Annotated in this window: 18 protein-coding genes; 10 read left to right on the plus strand and 8 right to left on the minus strand. The window is 72.1% G+C overall.

Annotated features, from left to right (window positions below):
- Nucleotides 1-123: 123 nt before the first annotated feature.
- The 3 genes from F1721_RS19890 (at nt 124) to F1721_RS19900 (ending at nt 6,072) form a co-directional block, all read left to right on the plus strand.
- Nucleotides 124-1,743, plus strand: coding sequence for an amidohydrolase (locus F1721_RS19890; protein ID WP_150068203.1), 1,620 nt, complete (start codon nt 124-126; stop codon nt 1,741-1,743).
- A gap of 41 nt (nt 1,744-1,784) precedes the next feature.
- A complete protein-coding gene (gene hrpB / locus F1721_RS19895; RefSeq protein ID WP_150068204.1) occupies nt 1,785-4,193 on the plus strand; it encodes an ATP-dependent helicase HrpB in 2,409 nt (802 codons plus the stop codon).
- Between the two features lie 325 nt (nt 4,194-4,518).
- Nucleotides 4,519-6,072, plus strand: coding sequence for a hypothetical protein (locus F1721_RS19900; protein ID WP_150068205.1), 1,554 nt, complete (start codon nt 4,519-4,521; stop codon nt 6,070-6,072).
- A 1-nt stretch (nt 6,073) separates the two neighbouring features.
- Here the strand turns inward: F1721_RS19900 and F1721_RS19905 are convergent, their stop codons facing one another.
- From F1721_RS19905 to F1721_RS35375, 3 genes are all read right to left on the minus strand, one after another.
- On the minus strand, nt 6,074-6,682 hold the full coding sequence (locus tag F1721_RS19905; RefSeq protein WP_150068206.1) for a DsbA family oxidoreductase: 609 nt from the start codon (nt 6,680-6,682) through the stop codon (nt 6,074-6,076).
- Nucleotides 6,679-8,010, minus strand: coding sequence for an amino acid permease (locus F1721_RS19910; protein WP_211840540.1), 1,332 nt, complete (start codon nt 8,008-8,010; stop codon nt 6,679-6,681). Before F1721_RS19910 ends, F1721_RS19905 begins: the two co-directional genes overlap by 4 nt.
- A gap of 364 nt (nt 8,011-8,374) precedes the next feature.
- Nucleotides 8,375-8,497 (minus strand): hypothetical protein, encoded by a 123-nt coding sequence (locus tag F1721_RS35375; protein WP_281288789.1) that lies wholly within the window; start codon nt 8,495-8,497, stop codon nt 8,375-8,377.
- A gap of 1,200 nt (nt 8,498-9,697) precedes the next feature.
- Between F1721_RS35375 and F1721_RS19915 the strand changes: the two genes are divergently transcribed.
- Both F1721_RS19915 and F1721_RS19920 read left to right on the plus strand, forming a co-directional pair.
- Nucleotides 9,698-10,906, plus strand: a complete 1,209-nt coding sequence (locus F1721_RS19915; RefSeq protein WP_150068208.1) for a helix-turn-helix domain-containing protein — start codon at nt 9,698-9,700, stop codon at nt 10,904-10,906.
- A gap of 51 nt (nt 10,907-10,957) precedes the next feature.
- Nucleotides 10,958-11,623: a peptidylprolyl isomerase gene (locus F1721_RS19920; protein WP_150068209.1), complete on the plus strand. Its 666-nt coding sequence runs from the start codon at nt 10,958-10,960 to the stop codon at nt 11,621-11,623.
- On the opposite strand, the gene F1721_RS19925 is transcribed toward F1721_RS19920, so the two are convergent.
- Genes F1721_RS19925 through F1721_RS19935 form a run of 3 tightly spaced genes read right to left on the minus strand, consistent with a single transcriptional unit; the run spans nt 11,607 to nt 15,277 of the window.
- The gene (locus F1721_RS19925; protein ID WP_150068210.1) at nt 11,607-13,121 is read right to left on the minus strand and encodes an FAD-dependent monooxygenase; all 1,515 of its coding nucleotides are present in this window, start codon (nt 13,119-13,121) and stop codon (nt 11,607-11,609) included. The genes F1721_RS19920 and F1721_RS19925 overlap by 17 nt on opposite strands.
- Before the next feature lie 34 nt (nt 13,122-13,155).
- A complete protein-coding gene (locus F1721_RS19930; RefSeq protein ID WP_150068211.1) occupies nt 13,156-13,773 on the minus strand; it encodes a TetR/AcrR family transcriptional regulator in 618 nt (205 codons plus the stop codon).
- A gap of 46 nt (nt 13,774-13,819) precedes the next feature.
- Nucleotides 13,820-15,277, minus strand: coding sequence for a xylulokinase (locus F1721_RS19935; RefSeq protein WP_150068212.1), 1,458 nt, complete (start codon nt 15,275-15,277; stop codon nt 13,820-13,822).
- A gap of 60 nt (nt 15,278-15,337) precedes the next feature.
- Between F1721_RS19935 and F1721_RS19940 the strand changes: the two genes are divergently transcribed.
- Nucleotides 15,338-15,799: a hypothetical protein gene (locus F1721_RS19940; RefSeq protein WP_150068213.1), complete on the plus strand. Its 462-nt coding sequence runs from the start codon at nt 15,338-15,340 to the stop codon at nt 15,797-15,799.
- A gap of 186 nt (nt 15,800-15,985) precedes the next feature.
- On the opposite strand, the gene F1721_RS19945 is transcribed toward F1721_RS19940, so the two are convergent.
- Nucleotides 15,986-16,738, minus strand: a complete 753-nt coding sequence (locus tag F1721_RS19945; RefSeq protein ID WP_150068214.1) for an IclR family transcriptional regulator — start codon at nt 16,736-16,738, stop codon at nt 15,986-15,988.
- A gap of 54 nt (nt 16,739-16,792) precedes the next feature.
- Complete coding sequence (locus tag F1721_RS19950; RefSeq protein ID WP_150068215.1) at nt 16,793-18,130, minus strand: MFS transporter; 1,338 nt, start codon at nt 18,128-18,130, stop codon at nt 16,793-16,795.
- Between the two features lie 238 nt (nt 18,131-18,368).
- Here F1721_RS19950 and F1721_RS19955 point away from each other — a divergent pair, with 238 nt between their 5' ends.
- The 4 genes from F1721_RS19955 to F1721_RS19975 all read left to right on the plus strand — a co-directional run bounded on the left by F1721_RS19955 (nt 18,369) and on the right by F1721_RS19975 (nt 23,623).
- Nucleotides 18,369-19,535 (plus strand): acyl-CoA dehydrogenase family protein, encoded by a 1,167-nt coding sequence (locus F1721_RS19955; RefSeq protein WP_150068216.1) that lies wholly within the window; start codon nt 18,369-18,371, stop codon nt 19,533-19,535.
- Nucleotides 19,536-19,781: 246 nt separating this feature from the next.
- Nucleotides 19,782-20,984, plus strand: coding sequence for a CaiB/BaiF CoA transferase family protein (locus F1721_RS19960; protein ID WP_150068217.1), 1,203 nt, complete (start codon nt 19,782-19,784; stop codon nt 20,982-20,984).
- Between the two features lie 277 nt (nt 20,985-21,261).
- Nucleotides 21,262-21,414 (plus strand): hypothetical protein, encoded by a 153-nt coding sequence (locus F1721_RS19965; protein ID WP_387509977.1) that lies wholly within the window; start codon nt 21,262-21,264, stop codon nt 21,412-21,414.
- A 661-nt stretch (nt 21,415-22,075) separates the two neighbouring features.
- The gene (locus F1721_RS19975) at nt 22,076-23,623 is read left to right on the plus strand and encodes an amidase family protein (RefSeq protein WP_150068218.1); all 1,548 of its coding nucleotides are present in this window, start codon (nt 22,076-22,078) and stop codon (nt 23,621-23,623) included.
- Nucleotides 23,624-23,693: the final 70 nt, after the last annotated feature.

The following is a 23,693-nucleotide window of genomic DNA, read 5'->3' on the forward strand; positions in this document are numbered from 1 at the left end:
CGGGTCGGCGGTCCGTCGGGAGCTTCGCGGTGGCGGGTAAGCTCGCCCGAACCAGCCCATTCCGGCGGCGCCGCGCGCCGGTCAGCACCGCAGCGAAACCCGAGACGGGGAAGCACGAAGGACATGTCCGAGACCACGTTGCTGCTCGGCGGACGAATCCACTCGCCCGTCGACGCCGCCGCCACGGCGATGGCCGTGACCGATGGCACCATCTCCTGGCTCGGCTCGGACGAGGTCGGCCGCGCGCTGCACCCCGACGCCGAGGTGGTGGACCTGGAGGGGGCGTTCGTCGCACCGGCGTTCGTCGACGCGCACGTGCACGCGACCTCCACCGGCCTGCTGCTCAACGGACTGGACCTGACCGGCTGCGCCTCGCTGACCGAGTTCCTGCACGCGCTGCGCGACCACGTGGCCGAGTACCCGGGCGCGCTGGTGTGGGGGCACGGCTGGGACGAGACCTGGTGGCCGGAGCGCCGCCCGCCCACGCGGGAGGAGATCGACCGGGCCGCAGCGGGTGCACCGGTGTACCTGTCCCGGATCGACGTGCACTCCGCGCTGGTGTCCACCGCGCTGGTGGACCGCACGCCGCTGGCGCGGGGCGCGGAGGGCTGGAGCGACTCCGGTCCGCTGACGCGCGTGGCGCACCACCACGTGCGCCGGGCCGCGCGGGAGTGCCTCGGTTCCGGGCAGCGCAAGGAGGCCCAGCTGGCGTTCCTCCGCCACGCCGCGTCGCAGGGCGTGGCCAGCGTGCACGAGTGCGGCGGGCCGGACATCTCCGGGGCCGACGACCTGGCCGACCTGCTGGCGCTCTCGGCGCAGGGCGGGGTTCCCGAGGTCATCGGCTACTGGGGCGAGCTCGGCGCGGTGGACCGCGCGGCGGAGCTCGGGGTGCGCGGCCTGGCCGGTGACCTGTTCGTCGACGGTGCGGTCGGTTCGCGCACCGCGGCGCTGCGCGAGCCCTACGTCGACGACCCGAGCACGTCCGGTGTGCTCTACCTGGACGCGAACGCGGTGGCCGAGCACTTGGTCGAGTGCACCCGGGCCGGTCTGCAGGCCGGGTTCCACGTCATCGGCGACGCCGGGGTGGCCGAGGTCTGCGCGGGCTTCCGCAAGGCCGCCGAGGTGGTCGGCGTTCCGGCGCTGGCGAGCCTGCGCCACCGGCTGGAGCACCTGGAGATGGTGGACGAGCAGCAGGCCGCCGAGCTGGGCCAGTACGGCGTCGTGGCGTCGGTGCAGCCCGCGTTCGACGCGGCCTGGGGCGGCTCCGCCGCGATGTACGCGCGCCGCCTCGGCGTGCCGCGCGGCACTTTGCTCAACCCGTTCTCGAAGCTGGCCGCGAGCGGCGCGCTGCTCGCGTTCGGCTCGGACGCTCCGGTGACCCCGGTGGATCCGTGGCGCGCCGTGCAGGCCGCTGTGCACCACCGCACCGACGGTTTCGGCATCTCGCCGCGCGCCGCGTTCACCGCGCACACGCGCGGGGGTTGGCGAGCTGCGGGCGTGGACGACGGTGTGACCGGAACGCTCGTGCCCGGGGCGCCCGCGACCTACGCGGTGTGGGACGCCGGGGAGCTCGTCGTGGCGGCGCCGGACTCGCGGGTGCAGCGCTGGTCGACCGACCCGCGCTCCGGGGTGCCGCCGCTGCCGGACCTCTCGCCGCAGGCGCCGATGCCGCGCTGCCTGCGCACGGTCCTGCGCGGCGAGACGATCTACACCCGGGTCCCCGAGGACGACGAGATCGTCTGACCGCACCCTCCGGCGCGGGGTACGAGGAGTTCGGAGCTGTGATGGAGCGGGGGCTTCCCGAGCTGCCGGTGCGGGCGGTGCTCGACGACGTCACCGGGGCGCTGGCCGAGCGCGGTACTGCGGTGCTGGTCGCTCCGCCCGGCACGGGGAAGACGACGCTGGTTCCGCTCGCGCTGGCCGAGCAGGGCTTGCGGGTCGTGGTCGCCGAGCCCCGCCGGTTGGCCGCGCGCGCCGCGGCGGAGCGGATGGCGGCGCTGCTCGGCGAGGACGTGGGGCAGCGCGTGGGCTACTCGGTGCGCGGTGATCGCCGCCGGAGCAAGCGCACGGTGGTCGAGGTGGTCACCTCGGGTCTGCTGGTGCGGCGCTTGCAGGGCGATCCCGAGCTGCCCGGTGTCGACGTGGTGATGCTCGACGAGTGCCACGAGCGGCACCTGGACGCCGACCTGCTGCTCTCGCTGCTGCTCGACGCGCGCGACGGGCTGCGCCCGGACCTCCGGCTGCTGGCGACTTCGGCGACGGTCGCCGCCGGGCGGATCGCCGAACTCCTCGGGGACGCCCCGGTGCTGGAAGCGCACGTGCGGACGCACCCGGTGCGCACCGCGCACGTGCCGCCGAACCGCGGTGAGCGGATCGAGGCCTGCGTGGCGCGGGCGGTGCGCACGGCCCTCGCGGAGCAGGACGGCGATGTGCTGGCCTTCCTGCCCGGCGCCGCCGAGATCCGCCGGGTCGCCGGGCAGCTGGCCGGGTCCGATGTGGACGTCCTGCCGCTGCACGGGAGACTGCCCCGCGCGCAACAGGATTCGGCGCTGCGTGCGGGCGACCGGCGCCGGGTGGTGCTGGCGACGGCGGTCGCCGAGTCGAGCTTGACGGTGCCGGGCGTGCGGGCGGTGGTCGATTCCGGGTTGGCCCGGGTGTCGCGGGTGGACAACCGGCGCGGGCTGTCCGGCCTGGCCACGGTGCGGGTGTCGGCGGCGGTCGCCGACCAGCGCGCCGGTCGCGCCGGGCGGCAGGGGCCGGGCGTGGTGTACCGCTGCTGGCCGGAGCACGAGCACAGCACGCTCCCGGCCTACCCGGAGCCGGAGATCCGCACCGCCGAGCTGACCCGTCTGGCGCTGGAGCTGGCGTGCTGGGGCACCCCGGACGGTTCCGCGCTGGAGTGGTGGGACGAGCCGCCGACAGGTGCGCTCGCCGCCGGGCGGGAGGTCCTGCGCGGCCTCGGCGCCCTGGACGGGTCCGGGGCGGTGACCGACCGGGGCCGCCGGATGGCCGAGCTCGGCCTGCACCCGCGACTGGCCCGCGCGCTGCTCGACGGGGCCGAGCGGGCGGGCACCGACATCGCGGCCGAGGTGGTCGCGCTGCTCGACAACGACGCGCTGACCAACGACATCGACGTGACCACCGCGCTCGCCGGGCTGCGGCGCGGCGGGCCGGGCAGCGACCGGTGGCGCAGCGAGGTCCGCAGGCTCCGGTCGCTGGTGCCGTCGCACCCCGGCAACGGTGATGCCGCGCTGGTCGTCGCCCTCGCACAGCCGGAACGCCTGGCGCGGCGCCGCGACGCGGAGTCCCCGGTGTACCTGATGGCTTCGGGGACTGCGGTGCAGCTGCCGCCGAACGCGAGCGTGCGCGGTTCGGAGTGGCTCGCCATCGCGGTCGCCGACCGATCGCCCGGCAGCGCCCACGGCACGGTTCGCCTGGCCGCTCCGGCGGACGAGGAGCTGGCCCGAACCGCAGCGCCCGCGCTGGTCGGCACCACCGACGAGATCGGCTGGGTGGACGGCGACGTGCGAGCGGTCCGCGTCGAACGGCTCGGCGCGATCACGTTGGCACAGCGGCAGATCCGCGACCCCGACCCGGCCGAGGTGCGCCGCGCGCTGCTGGACGGCCTGCGCGCGGAAGGCCTGGAGCTGCTGGACTGGAGCGACGACGCCCGGCGGCTGCGCCAACGCCTCGGCTTCCTGCACAGCGCGCTCGGCGACCCCTGGCCAGCCACCGACGACGAATCCCTGCTGTCCCAAGTGGACAGCTGGCTGGAACCCGAGCTCAGCAGCGCCCGCCGCCGCGCGGACCTGCGGATCCCGGCGGCCACCGCCCTGCGCCGCCTGCTGCCCTGGTCGCTGGCCGGACGACTGGACGAACTGGCCCCGGACCGCATCGAGGTCCCCTCCGGCTCCCGGATCAAGGTCGACTACACCGACCAACCGGTCCTCCCGGTCAAGCTCCAAGAGGTCTTCGGCTGGACCGAAGCCCCGCGCATCGCAGAAGGCCGAGTCCCCCTCGTGCTGCACCTGCTCTCCCCGGCAGGCCGCCCAGCAGCGGTCACCTCGGACCTGAACTCCTTCTGGCGCAACGGCTACCACCAAGTCCGAGCAGAACTCCGAGGCCGCTACCCGAAACACCCCTGGCCGGAAGACCCCACCACGGCCACCCCAACCCGCAGAACCAAGCGCTGACCCCGAAACCCGGCACTGCCCCCGGACGGATCACGCCACCACCGAACCCCCGGTGCCGACGACCGCAATTTCGATTGAAATTGCCCACCTCGCCACCGCAGGCCCCGTCGACAACGGCGCAATTTCGATGGAAATTGCGGCACCCCAACGCAACCACCCACCGCTTCGAACCCCAACGCAACCCCGAACCCCACCGCACCTCTCCTCCGAACCCCCACCCGGTACCGCCACCGAATGCACGGCATTGATACCGCCAGAACTCCCCGAAAACCAGGTGCCCGCAAAGACCCGCACGGGCAAGATCGAGCAAGGCAGAGGGGGAACGATGGGCACGATCGCCGACGGTCTGATCAGGCGCCTGCGCACGCGCCTCGACCGCTGGTCGTCCTCGGTACCCGAAACGCCGTCGCCGCCCACCCCGGAACAGATCCACCGCTCCGTCGCCGATGCCGAACGCGGACGCGCCGACGACCTACCAGCACTGCTGCTCGCGGTCAGCTCCGGCGGAAACGCCGACCTGAACGCCCACACCGCACGAGCCCTCCTCTCCGCCCGACCCCGCACGTGGCTCGCGCTGGACGCCGCCGCCCGACGAATCCGCTGGTACGAGCCCCGGTGGACCAACACCGTCATCCGCCGCCTTCTCGCCACCCCAGGCCCGCTGGACCTCCTGCTCGCGGCCTGCCACCCGGACGGCTTCGTCCGAGAAGCAGCGGTGGCCGCGATCTCCGAACGCGACGACACCGTCGCGCTACCCGTGCTGGCCCTGCGCGCAGCGGACTGGGTACCTGCCGTCCGCGACCGCACCCGCCAGGCCTGCAGGCACCGCTTCGACCGCGCCCCAGCCGACGCGGTCACCCACTTGGCCCCGGTCGCTTTCGCCCTCCGCGCAAGGCAATCCGGCGGCTGGCTCGCCGAAGCGATCGAAGCTCTCCTCCGAGACGGCCCACCCCGAGCCCTGACCACTGCGCTTGCCTCGCCGGACAGGATCACCAGGAGAACCGCGCACCGCATCGCCCTGGCCGCGAACCGGCTCGACGTAGACCAGCTGGTGCGCGCAGCCCGCACGGACAGCGACCTGCCGATCCGAATCATGTGCGCGGAGGCCGCCATCCGGCGCGGCAACGGCGATGTTCCCCGCAGGCTCCTCGCCAGCGGAACCGCCGCGGTTCGTGCAGAGGCAGTACGAGTCCTGGGCACGAACGGTGCCGTCGATCCGGCCATCGACGCACTCGTCGACCGCAGCGCGCTCGTGCGCGCGACCGCGCAGGCCATCGTGCACCGTGCAGGCACGGACCCGGCAGCGCACTACCGCGTGCTGCTGAGCGAGAACCCCACCCCGTCGGCGATCGCAGGTCTCGGCGAAACCGGATCCAGCGCGGACGCCGACCTGCTCCGACCGCAGCTGGCCCACCCGTCGTCGCGCGGTCGCGCCGAAGCGGTCCGCGCGCTGCGCCGACTCGGCCGGACCTCACCGGACATGCTTCTGCCGCTGCTCACCGACCCGGTGTCGTCGGTGGCCCGACAGGTCGTGATCTCCCTGCTCCCACAAGCGGGAACTCTCGACGAGCAAGCACTGCGACCTCGGCTCCACCCGAGGAACCCGCGTCACGTCCGAAGAGCCGTCGGCCGCCTGCTCCGCGCACACGGCACGTGGACGCGGATCGACGTCGACCTGCTCCTGATCGACGACCCGGCGCAGGAGGTCCGCGCCGACGCGCGGGCGGACCTCGCCAACTGGCTCGCGCGCGACGCCGCAACGACCTACGCGTTCCCGTGCGGACCACGCGCGGCCGAGCTGTCCGCGCTGCTCACCGCTGTCGAAGCGGTTCTCGGTCCGGAGCAGTCGCGGCTGCTGCGGTTCCACCTGGGCTTCTGAGTCAGCGGGGGATCGCCGTGTGCTTGAACTCGTTGAGGTCCGGCCAGCCGGTCAGCAGGTCCACCACCCGCTCCACCGCTTCGATCGACGGCTGCGGGTCGGCGCCGAGCGGGGCGCGGTTCATGAGGCGCACGAAGACCGCCTGGTCGTCGGCGATGAAGGTCGGCACGCCCCAGACGTCGTGGGAGGCCACGAACTGCTCGTGCTCGGCCCGGACCTTCGCCAGCGCGGAGCCGTTGTCGATGTGCTCGAACACCGCGTCGGCCGGGACGTCGTGGTCGGTGAGGACGCGGGCCACCACCGACCGGTCCTCCAGGTGCAGGCCGTCGTCGTGGCGGGCCGCGAACAGCGCGCGGTGCACGGCCGGGAACTGCTCCGGGTACTCGTCGCGGACCACGACGCCCGCCTGCAGCGCGGTGATCCCGCTGTCCTGCCCGGGTTCGTCCCAGACGCTGGGCTGCCCCTCCTCGACGTGCGCCTGGCCGAGCGAGAACGGCAGGTAGCGGACCTGCCAGTCGGCGCCTGCGGCCAGGCCGGTGAGCAGGTGCTCGTGCGCGTTGCGGGCGAACGGGCACCGGTAGTCCCACGTGACTGCGAACGTGGAAGTCATGGTTGCTCAACACCTCCGGTCGGCTGCGTTGTTCCCGGTGCCCGGCGCCGGCGGACCTCGTAGCCGACGAGCACCACCACCAGGGTGACCAGGCTCAGCCAGAACTGCGACCGCGTGTCCGGCAGGACGGCCATCGCCGCGATCACCACGAGCATCAGCGCGATGGTCAGGTAGCTCAGCCACGGGAACAGCCACATCTTGAGCGGCAGCTGCGCGGCGTCCACCCGGCGCCGCAGCCGCACCTGGGAGATCGCGATGACCAGGTACACGAACAGCGCCACCGCGCCGTAGGAGTTGACCAGGAACGCGAAGATCAGGTCGGGGGAGACGTACGCGGCGATCACCGACAGGTAGCCGACGACGGTCCCGGCCAGCAGCGCGCGGCGCGGCACCCCGCTGCGGCTGAGCTTGGTGAGCCCGCTCGGCGCATCGCCCCGCTGGGTCAGCGCGAACAGCATGCGCGAGGAGGTGTAGAGCGCGGAGTTCAGGCAGGACAGCACGGCGGTGAGCACGATGGCGTTCATGATCGTGCTGGCGCCCGGGACGTGCAGCGCCTGCAGCACCGCCGCGTACGGGCTGACCTCGATCTCCGGGGAGTTCCACGGCACCAGCGCGACCACCACCAGCACCGAGAGCACGTAGAAGGCGACCACCCGCAGGATGATCGAGCGCATCGCGTTGGCCACCGCGCGGCGCGGTTCGGCCGACTCGGCGGCGGCGATGGTGACGATCTCGGCCCCGGTGTAGAACGCGACGCAGGGCACCACCGCGACCAGCACGGCCCCGACTCCGTGCGGGGCGAACCCGCCGTGCGCGGTGAGGTTGCCCAGCCCGCCCGGCGCGCTCGGCCACAGGCCCGTGACGGCCAGTGCGCCGAGGAACAGGAAGACCACGATCGCGGCGACCTTGATGGACGAGAACCAGTACTCGAACTCGCCGTAGGAGCGCGCCGACACGAGGTTGGTCAGGGTCAGCGAGGTCAGCAGCACCAGGCTGATCACCCACAGCGGCACCTCCGGCAGCCACAGCTGCACCAGCTTGCCCCCGGCGACGGCTTCGACGGCCACCACGATCACGAAGAAGTACCAGTACATCCAGCCGACCGCGAAACCGGCGCGCTCGCCCAGGGCTTCGCGGGCGTAGGCGTAGAACGAGCCGAGCGCGGGGCGGGCCACGGTCATCTCGGCCAGCATCCGCATGATCAGCACGGTCAGCGCACCGGCGACGAGGAACGAGATCACCGCCGCCGGGCCGGTGGAGCGGATCACCACGCCGCTGCCGACGAACAGCCCGGCGCCGATCACCCCGCCGAGGGCGATCAGGCTCATGTGCCTGCGTTTCAGGCCCTGGGCCAGGCCTGCGGTTTCGATTTCGGGGGCGTGCTGCGAAGACATGCGTGGTTCCTCGAGGTGCGGGAGCGGGTGTCGCGGGGCGTCACGCGCGACACGCGGCGCTGGTGATCCGGCACGTGTCGACGTGCCGACGAGCCACCAGGAGCACTGATCTCGGAGCCACGGCGGGGGATGCTACGCGGACGACGGCCCGCGATGGGGCCGTCCCACATGCCGGACCGCTTTCCCCGCAAGGGGAATCCGGCCGGACGGTCGGTGCCTCCCAGCACGGGCAGTCCGCCCAGCAGCGCAGATGTCGTTGCGCTGGAAGAGGTTCGTGGCGATTCCGCGCGAAACCGCCCTAGTCGTAACCGCGGACGAGGTGGTCCTCGTCGTGCGGTTCGCCGGGCTGCCGCGGGACCTCCACCTCCGACCGGCCCTGCTCCTGCGGATTGGTCCGACGTTGCGCGGTCTGCAGCGACACGGCTCGTCCCTTCGCTGAACTCGGTGTTGCCGGGAACGGTACGGCCGCGGTCGGCGCGCAGAGGTTGTGGTGAACGACGAAGTTCCCCGCCCGCGTTGTGCGCTAGAACAAGCCCGAGCGCAGCTGCCGCGCGGCGGAGGTACTGCCGCGACGGCCGCCCCCAGCTGATCGAGCTTCGCGCCACGCTCGATCAGCCGTCCGTGATATCTACCGAGTATTCACTTATGGAGAATCTACGCAGGTAAAGACGCCATCGTGGGCGCTGAACTGAGCTATCTTGGAGTCACTTGACCGTTGACCTCGGCACCCGTTCGCGGCTACCGTGCAGATCAGAAGCGATGCCGACATCCGGTCGGCACGAGTCGGAAGACCAGGGGGTGGTGAGGGTGGCAGTCCGGGACCAGAACCCGATAAGACCGGCGCAACCCCGAGGCACGACCGCCCCGCCGACGGCCCTGCACCCGGCCCCGGAGTCCCTCACCTGCGCACTAGCGGCAACCCTCCTGGAAGAGACCTACCGAACCCTGGACGAGACCTACGCGGTGCTGGGCCTGGCCCGCTGGAACCAACCCCCGGCCGAAGCCCTCTGGCAAGCCAGAACCCTCGAACCCCAGAACCCCCCAACACCCCACCAAACCCAACCCCGAAAGACAGCCTGACCACCCCACAGCTGCACCACAGCCATCCGAGGGGCGGTGACGGGTTTCCTGTGCTCCTCGACGCGCGTTGTGTCTGCGGCCGTGGCTCGGAACGCCAGCGCGGTACCTACCCGGTATGACTGCCGTCGGAGGGGTGGTGGTGGGTTTCCTGTGTTCTTCGTGGGGCGTTGTGTCTCTGACGTTGGTTCGGAACGGCCCCCGGTACCCGCCCGATATCACCGCCGTCGGAGGGGTGGTGAGGGCTGCGATTTCGATTGAAATTGGCGTATGTCGCCACTGGAGGTTCCGTCGAGAAGGTGACGGCGCCAATTTCGATTGAAATTGCATCCCCCAAGGCGACCCCCTACCGCTTTGAACCCAACGCAACCCCCCCACGCAACGGCACCTCTCCCCACCAACCCCACCCGACTATCACCACCGATCCCCCGGCACCAACCCCCACCACACCCCCCACCCGAGGCACGGTGATTCCGGCAGAGCCTTCGGCCCCGTATCGTGGTGGCGCTCACATGGTCCACCCGGGAGAGCCAGGGGGGCGGCGATGCGGCCCGAGCACCTCGACGAAGCGGTGCCGGAACCAGCGGACCGGCAGCGCTACACGCGCGCGCTGGCTTCGGCGCGGGACGCCGTCCTGTCCGGCCAGCGCCCACCGGTCCCGGTCCGATCGCCGATCATCGACTCCTGGCAACGGGTGCGCGGCCACGGGCTCGACCCCGACCGCGGGCGGGACGTCGACCCGGTTCCGCTGACCGAGGTGGAGCGGCGCCGCCAGCGGTGCGGCCTGGCCGGTGACCCGGTGCGGACGCTGCGCACCGGTCTGCTGCCCGCGGCCGACAGCGCCGGGCACATCGTGGTCGTGGTCGACAGCGACGGCAGGTTGTTGTGGCGCGAGGGAAACCGGGCGGTGCTGCGCCGCGCCGACCGGCTCGGGTTCGTCGAGGGCGCCAGCTGGGGCGAGGGCTCGGTCGGGACCAACGCGATCGGCACCGCGCTCGTCGAGGGCCGTCCGCTGCACGTCCACGCCACCGAGCACTACGTGGGCACGCACCACCTCTGGACCTGCGCCGCCGCACCCGTGCACGATCCCCGCGACGGTCGGCTGCTTGGCGCGGTCGACATCAGCGGCCCGCGGGACACCGCCCACCCGAGCATGCTCGCGCTGGTCAGCGCGGTCGCGGAGATGGCCGAAGCCCGGTTGCGCGAGGCGCACCGCGACCAGCTGGACCGCCTGCGGGCCATCGCCGCGCCGCTGCTCGCGCGGATGCCCGGGCAGGCGCTGGTCGTCGACCGCAACGGCTGGGTCGCCGCGTCGACCGGGCTGCCGCCGATCGACCGCGTCGCGCTGCCCGCGCAGCTCGACTCCCAGCGGGTGTGGGTGCCCGCGTTCGGCGACTGCGTGCTGGAGCCGCTGCCCGAAGGCGTGCTGCTGCGCCCGGGCGGGCTCGGGACCGCGGCATCCGCACGGGTGGTGCTCGACCTCCGGGGCGCGCGGCCGCAGCTGTCCGTGCACCGCGCCTCGGGCAGCTGGTCCTACCAGGTCAGCGCCCGGCACGCCGACGTCCTCGCGTGCCTCGCCGAGCGCCCGGCGGGCTGCAGCGCCGCCGACCTCGCCGAGCACCTGTTCGCCGATCCGACGCGCACGGTCACGGTCCGGGCGGAGATGTCGCGGCTGCGCAAGCGCTTCGGCGACCTGCTCCAGCACCGCCCGTACCGCTTCCGCCCGGAACTGGACGTCTCGGTGCTGCGCTGACTCCTCCGTTCGCCGGTGTGGCGGGTCCGCTCGGGTGATTAGGTTCGTCGCATGAAGTTGCGCTGGTTCGCTGGAATCCTCGCGGTGGTCCTCGCCGCCACCCCCGTCGCCGTCGCGCACGCCGAGTCGCCGCGACCGCCGCACCGCACGACGTGCGAGTACATCCCGACCCCGGAGAACCCGGCGGCCCGCGAGGTGGCCCTGCCCAAGCCCGAGGCGAAGACCAGGGGCACGGTCCGGGCGAAGATCGAGACCAACCACGGCGACATCGTGGTGGAGCTGGACCGCGAGAACGCGCCGTGCGCGGTGCACAACCTCGTGCACCTGGCGCGCAGCGACTTCTACGACCGGTCCCGCTGCTGGCGGCTGACCAACTCCGAGCGGCTGGGCGTGCTGCAGTGCGGCGACATCTGGTCGGTGGAGAAGGGCGGCCCCGGCTACCGGTTCGCCGACGAGGTGACCGGCGCCGAGACCTACCCGCGCGGCACGATCGCGATGGGCAACCAGGGCCCGGACACCAACGGCAGCCAGTTCTTCATCGTCCACTCGCACGCCAACATCAAGCCCGCGTACACGGTCCTGGGCCGCGTGGTGCGCGGCATGGAGGTCCTGGACGCGATCGTGGCGGGCGGCATCGTCCCCGGTGAGAACGGCGACCCGGGCGACGGCGAACCGGCCCTCCCGGTGGAGATCGAGAACGTCAAGATCCGCGGCTGACGCCGAACCACCTGGTCAGGGCTTCGCGGAGGGCGGCGGGGTCCGGGTCGGCGTCGGCCGCCCAGACCACGTAGCCGTCCGGGCGCAGGAGCATCGCGGGTGCGTCGGCTCGGACCGCGACGACGTCCACGCGGTCCGTCCAGCCGGAAGCCGCCGCGGCCAGCGTGGCCGTCGTGTCCAGCAGCAGCGGTCGGGCGCTCGCGGTCAGGTCGGCGAGGCGGCGCGCCCGCCCGTCCACGTCGAGGTCCAGGTCAGGTGCCCAACCGCCGACCAGCGGGTGTGCACCGCCGAGGTCGTAGCGGACGTCCGCGCCGGACATGGTGTCCGCGATGTGCTGGACGTTGTGGGGGTTCTGCAGGAGTTCGCCGAACAGCTCGCGCAGCGCGGTGATCTCGGGTCCGGGGGAGAGCAGCGCGGACTGGGCCTGGGTGTGCATGACCACGCGCTCGGCGACCGGGCGGCGCTCCGACTCGTAGGTGTCCAGCAGGCCGGGCGGGGCCCAGCCGTGCAGTTCCGCGGCGAGCTTCCAGCCCAGGTTCACCGCGTCCTGCAGGCCCAGGTTCAGCCCCGGCCCGCCGATCGCCGAGTGGACGTGGGCGGCGTCGCCGACCAGCAGCACCCGGCGGTCGCGGTAGCGCTCGGCCAGCCGGGTGTTGCCGCCGATCAAGCGGCGCAGGTGGCCGTCGCCGGTCGGCGGCCGGAGCGGGACGTCGGTGCCGAGCACCCGGCGCGCGCTCGCGCGCAGCTCGTCCAGCGTCATCGGCGACCAGTCGTCGGCGTCCGGATCCCACTCCATCGTGGACACCACCCACGGCCGGTCGGGGAACGGGGCGAAGGCGAACACCCCGCGCTCGGTCCGGTGGTGGACGAAGGGCGGGACGAGACCCGCACCTGGCAGGTCGAGGCCCCCGGTCCGCTCGTCGAGCAGTTCCCGGGGCACGGTCACGTGCGCCAACCGGGAGACCACGTTCTCCCGGGACACTCCCGGAAAACCGATGCCGAGCAGCTTGCGCGCGGTGCTCCGCCCGCCGTCCGCGCCGACCAGGAACCGGGCCTCCAGCCGGTAGTCGCCGGTCGGCCCGCTGATCCGGGCGGTGACCGCGTCGCCGTCCTGCGAGAGACCGGTGAGCTCGTGGCCGCGGCGGATCTCGGCGCCCAGCTCGATCGCGCGCTCCTCGAGGACTTGCTCGACCTCGTGCTGCGGCACTCCCAGCACGTAGAGCGGGTTGTCGTCGAGTTCGCCCAGGGGGAGCGGGAATCCGCCGAACACGAAGGTCGGCGCCGGGCTCGGCGGTTCCGGGCTCCCGCTGAGGCGTTGGTGCAGGCCGCGCCGATCGAGCAGGCGCACCACCTGACCGATCAGGCCGTTGGCGCGGTTCCGGGGCACGAGCTCCGGCTCCCGCTCCAGCACCAGGGCGCGGACCCCGGCCAGGCCGAGCTCGACGGCGAGCATCAGCCCGTTGGGTCCGCCACCTGCGATGACGACATCTTCCGACATGGAGCTCTCCCCTGCGGTGGAAGGAAAGGACGGGTCAGGGCACGGGGAGCCCGGCGGCGAGCTGGTCGAGCGCGTCGCGCAGCAGCGGAGCGATCGGGGTGGGGTCGGCGGCCCGCAGCCAGTGCCCGATGGCCGTCGTCATCGCGGCCCCGACCGCGGCGGCGACCAGCCGCGGGTACAGGTCGCGCTCGGCGTCGGCGCCGGTGCGCTCGGCGACGGCCGCGGCGAACTCGGCTTCGGCCGCCGCCCCGGCCTTGAAGAACTCGCCCTGCAGCGCCGGTTCCGAGACCATCAGCCGGACGCCGTCGACCCACTGCCGCTCCGGTTCGTGCTCGCCGGTGCCCTCCGCCAGCCCGAAGCGCGCCAGCGCGGCGTTGGTGATGGCCTCCCACAGCGGTTCGGACTCGGGCCGGGCGCGCAGCTCCACCGCGATCTGGCGCGCCCGTTCCAGGTGGCGCGCGGCTATCGCCTCGCCCTTGCTGGCGAAGTAGTTGTTGAAGGTGCGCGGCGAAACACCGACCTCGGCGGCGATGTCCTCCACCCGCACCGCGTCGAGTCCGCGCTCCACCACCAAGCGGATGGTCGCCCAGCTCAGCGCGTCGCGGGTCTCCTGCTTCTTGCGCTCGCGCAGGCCCGGTCGCTCGGTGGTCACGGCGACCACCGTAGCTAGAAGTTGCGTGCCGCGCAAAAATGCGCGATCAGCAAGTTTCTGCGCTGCGCCAGGTGGCGAGGTGGGCGTGGATGCCGCGCAGGGCCTCGTGGGACTCGCGGTAGGCCTCGAACAGCGGGTTCAAGCGGTCGGCGTCGGCGGCCGGGGTGAAGACCCGGTCCACCGCGACGGTCGCCGCGGCCGCGGTCGCGATGTCCGGGTAGGCGCCGGTGCCGACCGCGCCCAGCAGGGCCGCGCCCAGGACCGCGCTGTCGTGGATCCGCAGGCGTTCGATCGGGCGTTGCAGCACGTCGGCGTGGATCTGGGTCCACAGGTCGCTGCGGGCGCCGCCGCCGGAGAAGGCCAACGACGGCAGCGCGAACCCGCACGCGCGTTCCACCGGGTCCAGCACGTGGCGGGCGGACATCGCCACGCCCTGCAGGACCGCGCGGGACAGGTCCGCCTGCGAGGTCGCTGAGCTGAGCCCGAAGAAGCTCCCGCGCACCTCGGAGTCCCACAGCGGAGCCCGCTCGCCCATCAGGTGCGGGGTGAAGACCACGCCGGGCTCGCCCGCTCCGGCCAAGGCCAGCACCTGCTGGACGTCCAGCCCGGAAGCGCGGCACCACCAGCGCAGGGCGTCACCGGCGGCCTGGGTGGGCCCGGCGTGCACGAAAAGCCCGTCCTTGGGCGGGAAGGTCACGACCTCCGGCGTCGGCACCGCCTCGGCGGACGCACCCGCCACCACCAGCGACGTTCCGCACGACACCATGCCGCGCCCCGGCTCGGTGGTGCGGGTGCCGAACACCGCGCCGTAGGCGTCCATCGTGCCCACGACGACGTCGGCACCGAGCTCCGTCGCTGGCCCGAGCACGACCTCGGGCGCGGCGATCTCCGGCAGCTTGCCGGGCAGTCCGTCCACCAGCTCGACCGCTTCCCGGAGGTAGCCGGTCGGACCGGCGACGCGGACCGCGGACAGCTGGTCGGTGGCGATCCGCCCGGTCAGCTTGGCGATCACGAAGTCCTTCGGGCTCAGCACCCAGCGCGTCCGCGCCCACAGCTCGGGCTCGGCGCGGGCGAACCACTCCGCGCGGGAACCCGCGAACGACGCGTCGAGCACGATCGGACCGCCCCAGATGCGCTCCTTGTCCGCCGGGGTCAGCCGGGCGTCCAGCTCCCGCGCGACCTCGGCGCAGCGCTGGTCCTGCCAGATGATCGCCGGGGCGAGCGGGCGCAGCTCGTCGTCGACGAACACGTGGGTGTTGACCTGGCTGACCACGCCGACCGAGCGCACCGCGCTCGCGTCCAGCCCGGCGAGCACCGCGCGGATGCCTTCGCCGCAGCCGCGCCACCAGTCCACGGGGTCCTGCTCGGCCCAACCCGGGCGCGGGCGGTGGATCGGGTAGGCGGTGGTGTGCGCCGCGACGGGGGTCCCGTCCAGTTCGAAGGCGGCCACCTTCACGGCGGTCGTGCCCACATCGATGCCCACCATCAGCGCTGGTCGTGCCATGCACAAACATCTACACGACGGTGTGTGCGGGTTGTGTGCGCGGGGCGGCAGCCTGCGCGCATGCAGATCGCGAACGAGCACCAGGCCGAGGCCTGGAACGGCTACGAGGGCCAGCACTGGGCGGACAACCGGCACCGCTACGACCGGGTGCTGGACGACAGCACCGGGACGCTGTTCGAGGTGGCGGAGATCGAGCGCGGGCACCGGGTGCCGGACGTCGGCTGCGGCACCGGGAAGACCACCCGCCCCGCCGCGCGCCGGGCCGCGCACGCTTTCCCCGCCGCGCACTTCGACCTGGCCATCAGCCGGGGCGGGATCACGTACTTCGCCGATCCGGTCGCCGCGTTCGGCAACATCGGCGGTGCGCTGAAGCCCGAAACCTGCCGTCCGGCGTTCAGCGCGAGCCGGCGGATGACGGCCCGCAACCGCTTCCCACCGATCCGGACGCCAACCCCGCCCGAAACCACCTCTAGCGGCTCGAGGACCCCCACGCGCAACCGAGCCGAGGTGTCCACCATCTGACCTCCGCCGAACGAAAAGATCGGAGTCCATTCCCCGCCAACCTACTTCGCCGCACCCGCCGCAGAACGCAGATCCCGGCGGCTGGACCACGGTTTCAGTTGAAACTGCGGTTCTCGCCCACGGTGATTCGCAGTTTCAACTGAAACTGTGGTTCCACGTGCCGGGCGGGTTGAGCTGGGGTCTGGGTCAGATCCGGCCTGCGAGGTACGCGGTGATCTCGTGGGCCGCGGCCTTCGTCGCCTCCGCGATCTCGGTGATCTCGTCGGCCAGGCGGTTGCTGGGGCCCGCCACCGCGATCGCCGCCACCACCTTGCCCTTCTCGAAGATCGGCGCCCCGACCCCGCTGCGGTCCGGGACGGTTTCGCCGCGGTTGATCGCCACCCCGGCTTCGGCGACCTCTTCGAGCTGGCGGCGGATCTGGTCGCGCAGGGCCGCATCGGGCAGGTGGCCGGTCAGGTAGGACTCGCGGAACCGCTCGGTGCCGAAGGCCAGGATGCACTTGCCGGAGCTGGTCGGGTGCATCGGGCGGCGGGTGCGCAGCGGGGCCGAGTAGCGGATCGGTTCGGTGGACTCGATCGTGTCGGTGTAGACGACCGAGTCCCCGACCGGGGCGGCCAGCATGACGGTCTCGTCGAACTGGCGGTGCAGCCGCTCCATCACCGGGCGGGCGGCTTCGGCGACGGTCGGCGGTGCGGCGGCCAGCAGCGAGTTGATCGCCGGGCCGATCCGGTAGGCACCGCCCTCCTCGCGCAGGTAGCCGGTGGCGACCAGGCCCTTGACCAGGCCGTGCACCGACGAGCGCGGGGCGTCCAGCGCGGTGGCCAGCTCGGCCAACCGCACCCCGGACCGGCTCGCCGCCGCCAGCTCGAGGATCGTGGTGACCCGCGAGACCGTGCGGTGCGCTTTGGCTGCTCCAGCAGGTGGCACTGCGATCCCCATCGTCGTCACGAGTTTCCCCGACGAACCTACCGCCGCCGTCGCGCCCGGAGCCGGTCAGGTCCGCTCGGGGACCGGTCGTTCGGCGACCGCGGCGAGCCGCTTGGCCTGGTCGAACAGCGCGCCCACCCCGATGAAGGCGGCCCCGGCGACGAACATCAGCGACACCGCCCAGGTGCCGTTGCCGGGGGTCGCGGTGACCAGGGCGAGCGCGGCCAGCGGCGCCAGGCCGCCGGAGAACGCGCCGCCGACCTCGCGCCCGGTGCCCAGGCCGGACGCGCGGGTCGCGGTCGGGAACTGCTGGGCGAGGAACGCGCCCTGGGCGCTGAGCATGGCGGGCACCACGACGCCGGTGGCCAGCACCAGCGCGGTCCAGATCAGCGCGCTGCGCCCGGAGTCGAGCATCCAGAAGAACGGGAAGGCCAGCGCGGCGGTGGCCACCGCGCCCACCAGCACGACGGTCTTCGCCCCCACCCGGTCGCAGAGGCGGCCTGCGATCGGCACCGTGATGATGGCGCAGGCGCTGGCCAGCGTGATGCCGAACGAGCCGATGTTGGCCGGGACGTCGCGGAACTCGGTCAGGTAGGACAGCGAGAAGGTCTTGAACACGTAGCTGACGCCGTTGTAGCCGACGGTGATCGCGAGCACCACGGCCAGCCCGCGCCAGTCGGAGCGGATCAGCGAGCGCAGCGGCTGGGTCTTCTTGCGGGAGCTGGCCTCCCGCGCCGCCCGCTCGAACTCCGGGGTCTCCGGCATCTGCCTGCGGACCCAGAAACCCAGTCCCACCAAGGCGAAGCTGGCCACGAACGGGATGCGCCAGCCCCAGCTGTAGAGGAACTCGTCGCTGAAGCTGGTGAGCACGGTGACGGTCAGCGAGGAGGCGAACAGTCCGATGTTGACGCCCAGCGCGGGCAGCGAGCCGAGGCGTCCGCGCGACTTGGCGTCCGCGTGCTCGTAGGCGACCGCGATGGCGCTGCCCAGCTCGGCACCGGCACCCAAGCCCTGCAGCAGCCGCAGGACCACCAGCAGCAGCGGCGCGATGACGCCGACCGACTCGTAGGTGGGCAGCAGTCCGATCAGTCCGGAGGAGATGCCCATCAGCAGGAAGGTGACCGACAGGACCACCTTCCGGCCGAACTTGTCGCCGAGCATCCCGAAGACGATGCCGCCGAAGGGCCGGGCGAGGAAGCCGACCGCGAAGGTCGCCATCGCGGCCAGGGTGGCGGTGGTCGGGTCGCCGGACGGGAAGAACAACCGGCCGAAGACCAGCGCGGCCATCGACGCGTAGAGGTAGAAGTCGAACCACTCCAGGGCCGAGCCGATCACCACGGCGGGACCGACGGCCTTCCGGGAGGCCGGATCTGGGGGTGCCGGGGCAGCGCTGCCAAGCGTCATCGCTCAAGTCCTATTCGCCGGTGATCGTCGCGCAACCGCGCGGGGAACCGCTCCGAAGCGGGGGAAGGGAGTTCATATATACGAACGGCGTGTCGTAAGTGTGAATCTAAGAAGTGAACGGCGTCACTGTCAAGGCTTCGGGGCGGGTTGACAGGAGCGCTCCGCGCGGATCATCGTGTTCATATATCTGAGCTTTTGTTCGCAAATACGAACAACGCGCGTTCGGGAGGACCACGCCATGCACTTCGAGCTGACCGCGGACCAGGCGGACCTGCGGGCGGGCGCGCGAGAACTGGCCCGCAGTTTCTCCGACGACTACTGGGCCGAGTGCGACTCGGCCAACCGGTTCCCGTGGGAGTTCTACAACGCCTTCGCCGAAGGCGGCTGGCTCGGCATCGCCATCCCCGAGCAGTACGGCGGCGGCGGGCTCGGCATCCTGGAAGCGGCGCTGCTGCTGGAGGAGGTCGCCGCCTCCGGTGCCGGGATGAACGGCTGCAGCACCATGCACCTGACGATCTTCGGGCTCAACACCATCGTCAAGCACGGCAGCGAGCAGCTGCGGCAGGAGGTCCTGCCCGCCGCCGCGAACGGGTCGCTGCACGTGTGCTTCGGCGTCACCGAACCCGACGCGGGCACCGACACCACCCGCATCTCGACCTTCGCCCAGCGCGTCGACGGCGGCTACCGGATCAACGGCCGGAAGGTGTGGATCACCAAGGCGGGCGACTCGCAGAAGATGGTGCTCATCGCGCGCACCACCAGGCGCGAGGAGGTCGACCGGGCCACCGACGGGATGTCGCTGTTCCTGATCGACATCGACCCCGAGCACGTGCACCTGAGCCCGATCCCGAAGCTGGGCCGCAACGCGGTCTCCTCCTACGAGGTGGTCATCGACGACCTGTTCGTCCCGGACAGCGCCCGGGTCGGCGAGGAGGGCCAGGGCTTCCGGTACCTGCTCGACGGGCTCAACCCGGAGCGGATCCTGCTGGCCCACGAAGCGCTCGGCATCGGCCGCGCCGCCCTGGACCGCGCGGTGCGCTACGCCAAGGAGCGGGTCGTCTTCGACCGGCCGATCGGCCAGAACCAGGGCATCGCCTTCCCGCTGGCGGAGGCGGCCACCCGCCTGGACGCCGCCGAGCTGATGGCCCGCAACGCCGCCTGGCGCTACGACCAGGGCCTGTCCTGCGGCCGCGAGGCGAACATGGCCAAGTGGCTGTGCGCCGACGCCGGGTTCAAGGCCGCCGACCAGGCCATCCAGACCCACGGCGGCATGGGCTACGCCCGCGAGTACCACGTGGAGCGCTACTTCCGCGAATCCCGCATCCTCCGCCTCGCCCCGGTCAGCCAGGAGATGGTGATGAACTACGTCGCCACCCACGTCCTGGGCCTGCCCAAGTCGTACTAGCCCGGTGCGCCTCCGCCCGCCCCCCGGAGTCCCCGCGATTTCAATGGAAATCGGAGACGCGATTTCAATGGAAGTCGTGGATCACCGGCGCGTCGTCCCCCGACACGCCGACGGCTGCGGGCGGCTCAGAGCGATTTCAATGGAAATCAGATGTCCGATTTCCATTGAAATCGCGGAACCGCCCGGGTGGGGCGGTGTTCGAACGTCAAGGGTCAGCGCAAGATCATCGAGCGAACAGGACGGTCCATGAACGCACCTGAACCCACCGGCAGCCTGCGGGGCATCCGCGTGCTCGACCTGTCGCGGATCCTGGCCGGTCCGCTGTGCTCGCAGATGCTCGCCGACCACGGCGCCGAGGTGATCAAGGTCGAACCGCCCGCCGGGGACGACACCCGCAGCTGGGGGCCGCCGTTCGTCACCGGCACCATGAGCGCCTACCACACCGGGATCAACCGCAACAAGGCGAACATCTGCCTGGACCTGGCCACCGCGGACGGGCAGCGGGTGCTGGGCGATCTGCTGTCCGATGTGGACGTCGTGGTGGAGAACTTCAAGGCCGGGACGCTGGCCAGGTGGGGTTATCCCGACGAGGTCATCGCCGAGCGCTTCCCGCGGCTGGTGCACTGCCGGATCACCGGGTTCGGCACCGACGGGCCGATGGGCTCCACCCCGGGCTACGACGCGATCCTGCAGGCCTACGGCGGGTTGCTGAGCATCAACGGCGAGAAGTCCGGGCCGCCGCTGCGGGTGGGGGTGCCCATCGTGGACATGGTGACCGGCATCTACGCCTTCTCCGGGGTTCTGCTGGCGCTGCACGACCGGCATGCCACCGGGCGCGGCCAGCTGGTGGACTGCACGCTGCTGGACACCGCGGTGTCGCTGCTGCACCCGCACTCCGCCGCGTGGCTGGCCTCCGGCGTGATCCCGCAGCGCACCGGCTCGGCGCACCCGTCGATCGCCCCGTACGACACCTTCGACGCCGCGGACGGCCCGATCTTCATCAGCGGCGGCAACGACCGCCAGTTCCGCGACCTGGCCGAGGTCCTGGGGCTGCCGGAGCTGGCCGCCGACCCGCGGTTCGCCACCAACGCCGACCGGGTCGGCAACATCGACGTGCTGCGGGACATCCTCGCCGCGCCGATCCGCGCCCGGACCCGCCAGGACCTCGCCCAGGCACTGCTGGAGCGCGGCGTGCCCGCGACTCCGGTGCACGACGTCGGTGAAGCGCTCACCGACCCGCAGGTGCTGCACCGGGAGATGGTGGTGGAGAAGGACGGGTACCGGGGGACCGGGATCCCGATCAAGCTGGGCCGCACCCCCGGCACCGTCCGCACCGCGCCGCGCGAGCAAGGTGCCGACACCAGGCGGATCCTGGCGTCGCTGGGCTATTCCGACGAGGAGATCACGGCGCTGATCGAAGCCGACATCGCCCTGACGAGCCCGTCGTAGGCCGCGCGGTTCCGGATGTGCGCGGTCGATCCGCAGCCGTGATGAAACCTGTCGCGCGTGCGGCGAGCGAGCAGCGCGAGTCCGGCTGACCGGGCGCGGATGACAATTGTCAACCGCGATGGGGGCTTCGCTTCACTACTGGGCCGCGCCGCGGGTGACCACCATCGTCGGTCATGGGATCTGTGCTGGAAGTGCGCGAGGTGCAGCACCGGTACGGTGCGACCCGCGCCTTGGACGGGGTCGACCTCACGGTCGGCGCGGCGAGCTGCGGCTGGTCGTGGCCGACGACGGAGTGGGCGGGAATGCCCCGGACGGCAACGGGTTGAGCGGGATGCGCGAGCGAATCAGCGCGCTGGGCGGCGAAGTCCGCCGCACCGGCACGGCGGGGACCACCGTGACCATCGCGGTGCAGGTGGAGGTGGCGGCGTAGTGGGAGAACCGATCGTGCAGGCAGAGGACCAGACGATGGTGCTCACCACCTCCGCCCGCGGCGGATACCTCCGCCGAGCGATGGAGATCGGAGCGGCGGGCTACGTCCTCAAGGACGCGCCGATCGACGAACTGGTCACGGCCCTGCGCCGAGTCCACGCAGGCGAACGTGTAGTGGCCCCAGAACTAGCGGTAGCGGCCTGGGACCGCCCGAACCCCCTAACCGACCCAGAGCGCGAGATCCTCCGAGAGGTGGCGACCGGAGCGGCCAACACAGCCAGAGACCAAGGCTGGCTCTAACACCCCCGCGAGACCCCAACGAGCCCCGCAGCGATACCACCACCCACCGAGGGGCGGTGACGTCTGCAATTTCGATTGAAATTGCCTCACCGCCCCACCGCAGGATTCCCCGAGAACGAAGGCAATTTCGATTGAAATTGCAACACCACGCAAAGCAACCACCCACCGCTTTGAACCCAAACCCAACCCCCCACGCAACGGCACCCCTCCCCACCAACCCCACCCGACCATCACCGCCGATCGCCTGGTGTCACCACAACCCACCCCGATCGCCAGGCACCACCACAACCCACCACCGATCCCACGGCGCCCTCCCACGAAAGTCGCTTGCACCGGTGATCTCCTCGTAGTCTGATAACCCCATGCGCAGGACTGGCGCGCTCGCGCTGATCGTCGCTCTCACCACCGGGATGTTCATGACCGTGCACGACGCGCGCCGGGCCGAGGCTGCTCCGGCGCTCGGCATCGACCTCGACACCACCACGATTCCGCAGCTGCAGGAGCGGATGTCCGACGGATCGCTGACCTCGAGCGCGCTGACCGCCGCGTACCTGCACCGGATCCGCACCGTCGATCCGCGGATCAACTCGGTGCTGCGGACGAACCCGGCGGCGTTGGCGCAGGCGGCGGCCAGCGACGTCCGGCACCGGACCGGGCGGGTGCTCGGCCCGCTGGACGGGATCCCGGTCCTGCTCAAGGACAACGTGAACACCCGCGACATGCCGACGACCGCCGGTTCCCTGGCGCTGGCCGGGGCGCCGCCGGACACCGACGCGGAGCTGGTGACCCGGTTGCGCGACGGCGGCGCGGTGATCCTCGGCAAGACGAACCTCTCCGAGTGGGCCAACTTCCGCGCCGCCACCCCGACCTCCGGCTGGTCCGCCGTCGGCGGGCAGACCCGCAACCCGTACGTGCTGGACCGCAACCCGTGCGGCTCCTCGTCCGGTTCCGGTGCCGCGCTGGCCGCGTCGCTGGCGCAGGTGGCGATCGGCACCGAGACCGACGGTTCGATCGTGTGCCCGGCGGGGATGAACGGCGTGGTCGGGCACAAGCCGAGCCTGGGCCTGGTCAGCGGTGCCGGGGTGGTGCCGATCTCGGCCGAGCAGGACACCGCCGGTCCGATGGCGCGCAACGTCGTCGACGCCGCCCTGACGCTGGCCGTGCTGCGGGGATCGGATCCGGTCGTCCCGCGCGGCGATCTGGCGGGCAAGCGCATCGGGTTGTGGCGGTTGCCGGAGCTGGGCCCGGAGGTCGACGCGCTGGTGGTCGGTGCCGCGGAGAAGTTCCGCGCGGCGGGCGCGGAGGTGGTCGAGGTGACCCCGCCGTACCAGGACCGGCTCGACGAGCTGGAGTTCCCCGCGCTGCTCAGCGAGTTCCACCGCGACATCGACGCCTACCTGGCCACCCGGGAGGGGCCGCAGGACCTCGCCGAGCTCATCGAGTTCACCCGGAGCACGCCGGAGGAGCAGACCTGCTTCGCCGGTCAGGAGCTCTTCGAGCAGGCCCTCGTGGCGCCGCCGACCACGGACCCGAGGTACCGGGCGATGCGCGCGGAGCTGACCGACCTGGCCCAGCGCTCGATCGACGAGACCATGGCCGAGCACCACCTGGACGCGATCGCCGCCCCGACCAACCCACCTGCCTGGACCACGGACTGCGCGCGCGGTGACGACGACGTCATCCCGTCCTCGACCCCGGCGGCGGTGGCGGGCTACCCGTCGACCTCGGTGCCCGCGGGGTTCGTCGGCGAGCTGCCGGTGGGCCTGCTCCTGATGGCCGGTGACCGGCAGGACGACGCGCTGCTGTCGCTGGCGGTGGAGCAGGAGCTGGCGGCCTGGCGCCCGCCGAAGTTCCTCCTTAAGTTGGTAGTTGATCTGCCGATGGGTAGATCACCCGGGCGGGCCGGGTGAGGCTGTAGTTTCTTGCCGGCCTTGGTGGTGCGGCTCGAAGGGAGTGGCCGCCCGGCCCGCCTGGACGTTC

This window comes from Saccharopolyspora hirsuta (assembly GCF_008630535.1).
GTDB classification, from domain to species: Bacteria; Actinomycetota; Actinomycetes; order Mycobacteriales; family Pseudonocardiaceae; genus Saccharopolyspora; species Saccharopolyspora hirsuta.